Genomic DNA, 4,968 nt, shown 5'->3' on the forward strand with positions numbered 1-4,968 from the left:
GCCGCGGCGGCGGGTCGGGCGGGGAAGGCCGCCAGTCCGGTGGTGGCGATCCCCGCGCCGAGGGCGGCGCCCCGCAGGACGCGGCGGCGGCTGTACTGACGAGTCACAATCGTGAATCAGACCACACCCGCACACGTGACATCAATGGCAAAAATGTCACAAATCCGGAGCTCAGCCGCGCACGTGCCCTTCCCCGGTCACCACGTACTTGGTGGACGTCAGCTCCGGCAGCCCCATCGGGCCGCGGGCGTGCAGCTTCTGCGTCGAGATGCCGATCTCCGCGCCGAACCCGAACTCCTCGCCGTCGGTGAAGCGCGTCGAGGCGTTCACCATCACGGCCGCCGAGTCGACCAGCGCGACGAACCGCTTCGCGGCCGGCTGGGACGTCGTGACGATCGCCTCGGTGTGCCCCGAGCCGTACCGGCGGATGTGCGCGACGGCGTCGTCGAGGGAGTCGACCACCCGGGCGGCGATGTCGAGCGAGAGGTACTCGGCGTACCAGTCGTCCTCGGTCGCCTCCACGACGCCGCCGCCGAAGGAGCGGATCCGCTCGTCGCCGTGCACCGTGACACCGGCGCTCTCCAGCACCTCGAGCGCGCGCGGGACGAACGTGTCGGCGATGTCGGCGTGCACCAGGAACGTCTCGGCGGCGTTGCACACCGAGGGACGCTGCGTCTTGGCGTTCAGGAGGATGTCCAGGGCCACGTCGACGTCGGCGGCGGCGTCCACGTACACCGCGCAGTTCCCGACGCCCGTCTCGATCACCGGGACGGTCGACTCCTCCACCACCGAGTTGATCAGCGAGGCGCCGCCGCGCGGGATCAGCACGTCCACCAGGCCGCGCGCCCGCATCAGGTGCTTCACCGACTCCCGGGACGTGCCCGGGACGAGCTGCACCGCGTCCGGCGGGACCTCGGTGCCGGTGAGCGCGCCCTGCATCACCTCGACCAGCACCGTGTTGGAGTCGTACGCCGACGACGAGCCGCGCAGCATCGCCACGTTCCCGCTCTTGAGGCACAGCGCGGCGGCGTCCACGGTCACGTTCGGGCGGCCCTCGTAGATGATCCCGACGACGCCGAGCGGCACCCGCACCTGGCGCAGCTCCAGCCCGTTCGGCAGCACGTTCCCGCGGACCGTCTCCCCCACGGGGTCCGGCAGCGCGGCGACCTTCCGCACGGCGTCGGCGATCGAGGCGATCCGCTCCTCCGACAGGCTCAGCCGGTCGATCATGTACTCGGAGGTGCCGTTGCCGCGGGCCCGCGCGACGTCGGCCTCGTTCGCCTTGACGATCTCCGGGGCGGCGGTGACCAGGGCGTCCGCGATGCGGTGCAGCGCCGCGTCCTTCGCCGACCGCGGCAGCGGGGCCAGCCCGGCGGCGGCCTCCCTGGCGCGCCGCGCCACCCGCAGGAACTCCTCACGCTCGTCGCTCATCAGCAGGCTCCCGTCATCGAAGTATCACCAGATGGTCGCGGTGGATTATCTCGCGTTCGTACTCGGCGCCCAGCTCACGCGCCAGCCAGCGCGTCGAGCGCCCCATCAGCTCGGGGATCTCGGACGCGTCGTAGTTCACCAGGCCGCGCGCGACGACCTCGCCGGCCGTGTCGCACAGGTCGACCGGGTCGCCCGCGGCGAAGTCGCCCTCCACCCCCGTCACCCCCGCCGGAAGCAGGGACTTGCGGCGCCGCACGACCGCCTCGATCGCGCCCGGGTCAAGCATGACGCGGCCCTGGCCCGTCGTCGCGTGCGCCAGCCACAGGTTGCGGGTCGACATCCGGCGGCCCTCGGCCGGATGGAACAGCGTCCCGACCTGGTCGCCGGAAAGCGCGCGCGCCGCGGAGGCGGCGTTGGTCAGCACGACGGGGATACCCGCGATCCTCGCCGCCTCGACCTTGGTGACCATGCCGCCGGTGCCGACCCGCCCGGAGCCGCCGAGCTCGACGTCCCTGAGGTCGTCCGGGCCGCGCACGTCGTCGACGCGGCGGCTCCCGGGACGGCGCGGGTCGCCGGTGTAGAGGGCGTCCACGTCCGAGAGCAGGACCAGCGCGTCCGCGCGGATCAGGTGCGCGACCAGCGCGGCCAGCCGGTCGTTGTCGCCGAACCGGATCTCGTCGGTCGCGACGGTGTCGTTCTCGTTCACGATCGGCAGGACGCCCATGGCGAGCAGCTGCGCAAGGGTCCGCTGGGCGTTGCGGTGGTGCGAGCGGCGCATCATGTCGTCGGCGGTGAGCAGCACCTGCCCCACCGTCAGCGCGTAACGGGCGAACGAGGAGGTGTAGCGGGCGAACAGCAGGCCCTGCCCGACGCTCGCCGCCGCCTGCTGCGTCGCGAGGTCGGGCGGGCGGCGGGTCAGCCCGAGCGGGCCGAGCCCCGCCGCGATCGCGCCCGACGACACGAACACGATCTCCGTGCCCTCGCCGCGGCGCGCGGCGAGGACGTCGACCAGCGCGTCGACGCGGTTCACGTCGATCGTGCCCTGCGGCGTGGTCAGCGAGGACGAGCCCGCCTTCACCACGATCCGCCGCGCCTTCGCGACCGCCTCACGCCCACTCATGACTCAGCTCCGCTCACGACACCGCTCTCTACGGGAACGTCCCCCACACCCCCGGTTATTCGTTCAGGACCAGCCGCCCAGACGGCGGTCGGTGCCGCGCGGGCCCATCGTGCCCTCGCCCGCCGCGACCTCCGGCTCCCAGTCGAAGACGATCGACTCGTCCATGGTGCCGATCAGGACGGTGGCGCCGGCGCTGGCGCCCGCCTGGGCGAGCGCGTCCTCCACCCCGAGCCGGGCGAGGCGGTCGGCGAGGTAGCCCACGGCCTCCTCGTTGGCGAAGTCGGTCTGCCGCAGCCACCGGACCGGCTTCGTACCGGTGATCAGGTAGGTGTTGTCGCCGAGGGCCCTGACCTCGAAGTCGGTGTCCCCGCCGACCGGCTCGGGCCGGATGACGATGCGGGTGGGCTCCGCCGCCGGCAGCGAGGCCCGGTACTCCGACACCATCGCCGCCATCGCGAACGACAGCTCCCGCAGCCCCTCGTGCGACGCCGCCGACACCTCGAACACCCGCAGGCCCCGGGCCTCGAACTCCGGCCGCACCATCTCGGCGAGGTCGCGGCCGTCGGGCACGTCCACCTTGTTCAGGACGACGATGCGGGGGCGGTCCGACAGCGGGCGGTCGCCCAGCACCCGGTCGTAGGCCTGGAGCTCGCGCTCGATGACCTCGAAGTCGCTGACCGGGTCGCGGCCCGGCTCCATCGTCGCGCAGTCGAGGACGTGCGCGAGGGTGGAGGAGCGCTCGATGTGGCGCAGGAAGTCCAGGCCGAGGCCGCGGCCCTCGCTGGCGCCCTCGATCAGGCCCGGTACGTCCGCGACCGTGAACGTCGTGTCGCCCGCGCTCACCACGCCGAGGTTCGGGATCAGCGTCGTGAACGGGTAGTCGGCGATCTTCGGCTTGGCGGCCGACAGCGCGGCGATCAGCGACGACTTGCCCGCGCTCGGGAACCCGACCAGCGCGACGTCGGCGACGCTCTTCAGTTCCAGGACGACGTCGCGCTCCTCGCCCGGCTCGCCGAGCAGCGCGAACCCGGGCGCCTTGCGCTTGGCCGTCGCCAGCGCCGCGTTCCCGAGACCGCCGCTGCCGCCCTTGGCGATCACGAACCGGGTGCCCTCGCCGACCAGGTCCGCCAGGACGGTGTCGCCCGACTTCACCACCGTGCCGTCGGGAACGGAGAGGATCACGTCGTCGCCGTCGGCGCCCGTCCGCAGGCTGCCCTGGCCGGGCCTGCCGTTGCCCGCCTTGCGGTGCGGGCGCCGGTGGTATTCGAGGAGGCTCGCGGCGTTCGAGTCGACGACGAGGACGACGTCGCCGCCGCGTCCGCCGTTGGCGCCGTCCGGGCCGCCGAGCGGCTTGAACTTCTCCCGGTGGATCGAGGCGCAGCCGTTGCCGCCGTTGCCCGCCGCGACGTGCAGCACCACCCGGTCGACGAACTGCGCGCCCGATCCCGCTCCAGCGGCCACGGTGACTCTCCTCAGGAAAACCTTGGTAAGAACGGCGAAGGGGCGGACCGGAAACGGTCCGCCCCTTCGAACAAAAAGTCGCTGCCCCCGGCGGACTATTCCGCCGGCGGGACGACGCTCACCGCGTTGCGACCGCGGTAGCGGCGGAACTGCACCGCACCCGCGACCAGCGCGAACAGCGTGTCGTCACCGCCGCGGCCGACGCCCGGGCCGGGGTGGAAGTGGGTGCCGCGCTGGCGGACGATGATCTCGCCGGCGTTGACGACCTGGCCGCCGAAGCGCTTCACACCGAGGCGCTGGGCGTTGGAGTCGCGACCGTTGCGGCTGGACGATGCGCCCTTCTTGTGTGCCATGAGACCGCTCTCCCTTACTTCTTGCCGGCCTTGATACCGGTGATCTTGACCTCGGTGTACGGCTGACGGTGACCCATCCGCCGCTTGTACCCGGTCTTGTTCCGGTAGTGCATGATGTTGATCTTGGGGCCCTTGACCGCGCCGAGGATCTCGGCGGTCACCTCGTAGCGGGCGAGGTCGGCCGTGCGGCTCACGACGTCGTCGCCGTCCACGACCAGCAGGGGCTGGAGCGTGATGGTCGACCCGACGTCACCGGCCAGCTTGTCGACGGTCAGCACGTCGTCGACGGCGACCTTTTCCTGCCTGCCGCCTGCGCGGACAATCGCGTACACCGCGGAAACCCTTCGTCTGCGCGCGCTTCCGGAGTGAACCGGTCCCACGCGTGGCTTACCAGCCCCCGGACGGGGGCCTACCCCCGGCACCGGGCCGAGGGCGGCACACCAGGAGGACCCTGGCGCTCTCTGCTGTGCCCCACCGGATCGATGAGGTGAGCACCGAACGATCCCCGGACGGGGTTCGCGGTGCGGATTCGGGCGACGCGCCGAAGACGCGCCGAAGGTCAAGGGTACCGGATGCCCTGGCCGGACGCGTTCGCGTTCCGGC

Annotated in this window: 5 protein-coding genes; all 5 read right to left on the bottom strand. The window is 72.2% G+C overall.

The window, feature by feature from the left end; translation table 11 throughout:
• Nucleotides 1–171: 171 nt before the first annotated feature.
• Nucleotides 172–1,431: a glutamate-5-semialdehyde dehydrogenase gene (locus AB0K37_RS40100; protein ID WP_363990918.1), complete on the bottom strand. Its 1,260-nt coding sequence runs from the start codon at nt 1,429–1,431 to the stop codon at nt 172–174.
• 13 nt (nt 1,432–1,444) lie between these two features.
• Nucleotides 1,445–2,551, bottom strand: a complete 1,107-nt coding sequence (proB, locus tag AB0K37_RS40105) for a glutamate 5-kinase (protein WP_363990921.1) — start codon at nt 2,549–2,551, stop codon at nt 1,445–1,447.
• Between the two features lie 63 nt (nt 2,552–2,614).
• Entirely contained in the window at nt 2,615–4,012 is a 1,398-nt protein-coding gene (gene obgE / locus AB0K37_RS40110; protein WP_363990924.1) for a GTPase ObgE, read from the bottom strand.
• Nucleotides 4,013–4,107: 95 nt separating this feature from the next.
• On the bottom strand, nt 4,108–4,365 hold the full coding sequence (gene rpmA, locus AB0K37_RS40115; protein ID WP_067640985.1) for a 50S ribosomal protein L27: 258 nt from the start codon (nt 4,363–4,365) through the stop codon (nt 4,108–4,110).
• Nucleotides 4,366–4,379: 14 nt separating this feature from the next.
• Nucleotides 4,380–4,697: a 50S ribosomal protein L21 gene (gene rplU, locus AB0K37_RS40120; protein ID WP_179836635.1), complete on the bottom strand. Its 318-nt coding sequence runs from the start codon at nt 4,695–4,697 to the stop codon at nt 4,380–4,382.
• Nucleotides 4,698–4,968 lie beyond the last annotated feature (271 nt).

This window comes from Actinomadura sp. NPDC049753 (genome assembly GCF_040674655.1).
GTDB classification, from domain to species: Bacteria; Actinomycetota; Actinomycetes; order Streptosporangiales; family Streptosporangiaceae; genus Spirillospora; species Spirillospora verrucosospora.

Excerpts from the sequence above, each read along its gene's own strand:
- proB (WP_363990921.1), bottom strand. The coding sequence starts at position 2,551 with ATGAGTGGGCGTGAGGCGGTCGCGAAGGCGCGGCGGATCGTGGTGAAG.
- rpmA (WP_067640985.1), bottom strand. The coding sequence starts at position 4,365 with ATGGCACACAAGAAGGGCGCATCGTCCAGCCGCAACGGTCGCGACTCC.
- AB0K37_RS40100 (WP_363990918.1), bottom strand. The coding sequence starts at position 1,431 with ATGAGCGACGAGCGTGAGGAGTTCCTGCGGGTGGCGCGGCGCGCCAGG.